This is a genomic window from Streptomyces carpinensis (assembly GCF_002154505.1).
Taxonomy (GTDB): domain Bacteria; phylum Actinomycetota; class Actinomycetes; order Streptomycetales; family Streptomycetaceae; genus Streptomyces; species Streptomyces carpinensis.
This window is the reverse complement of record NZ_MUBM01000114.1, coordinates 1-962: the sequence shown is the minus strand read 5'-3', so window position 1 is coordinate 962 and position 962 is coordinate 1. Positions and strand designations below refer to the sequence as shown.

Here is a 962-nt window from a genome sequence, read left to right as displayed (position 1 = left end):
GGAGTCGATCCGCAGCGCGAGCCGGGCGGCGATCTCCTTGCCCTCCGCGGAGGACGGGACCAGCACGGCGGCCGGGGAAACCTGCTCGACGGCGGCCTGCAGGGCGTCCACCTTCGGCACCACCAGGTACTGGCCGTACTCGGCGGCGTCGTCGGTCAGCACGCGGGTCGCGCCGTGCTCGGCCAGGGTGGCGGCCGTGTCGGCCGCACCCGCCCCGAGGGCGACGGCGACCGGCTCACCGATCCGGCGAGCCAGGGTGAGCAGTTCCAGGGTGGGCTTGCGGACGGCACCGTCCACGTGGTCGACGAAGACGAGGACTTCAGCCATGAGAAAGCAACTCCTAAAGAATCAGATGAACTTCTGGCTCGCGAGGAACTCGGCGAGCTGCTTGCCGCCCTCGCCCTCGTCCTTGACGATCGTGCCCGCCGTGCGCGCCGGACGCTCGGCCGCCGACTGAACCACCGTGTAGGCGCCTGCCAGGCCGACCTCGTCGGCCTCGATGTCCAGATCCGACAGGTCCCAGGACGCAACCGGCTTCTTCTTCGCCGCCATGATGCCCTTGAACGACGGGTAGCGGGCCTCACCCGACTGGTCGGTGACCGACACCACCGCCGGCAGGGAGGCCTGAAGCTGCTCGGAGGCGACGTCCCCGTCACGACGGCCCTTGACGGTGCCGTCCTCGACGGACACCTGCGACAGCAGGGTGACCTGCGGGACCCCCAGACGCTCGGCCAGCAGCGCGGGGACGACGCCCATCGTGCCGTCCGTGGAGGCCATACCGGAGATCACCAGGTCGAAGCCGGCCTTCTGAACCGCCTTGGCCAGCACCAGGGAGGTACCGATGGCATCGGTGCCGTGCAGGTCGTCGTGCTCGACATGGATCGCCTTGTCCGCACCCATCGACAGCGCCTTGCTCAGCGCGTCCTTGGCGCCCTCCACACCCACCGTCAGCACGGTCACCT

General features: G+C 69.8%; 1 protein-coding gene and 1 pseudogene. Both read right to left on the bottom strand.

Annotated elements, in window-relative coordinates:
* Positions 1-327 (bottom strand): annotated as a pseudogene (locus BZY54_RS16735) (electron transfer flavoprotein subunit alpha/FixB family protein); the annotation flags it as partial.
* 21 nt (positions 328-348) lie between these two features.
* The coding region (locus BZY54_RS16730) for an electron transfer flavoprotein subunit beta/FixA family protein (protein WP_107419734.1) at positions 349-962 on the bottom strand (614 nt) is incomplete at its 5' end.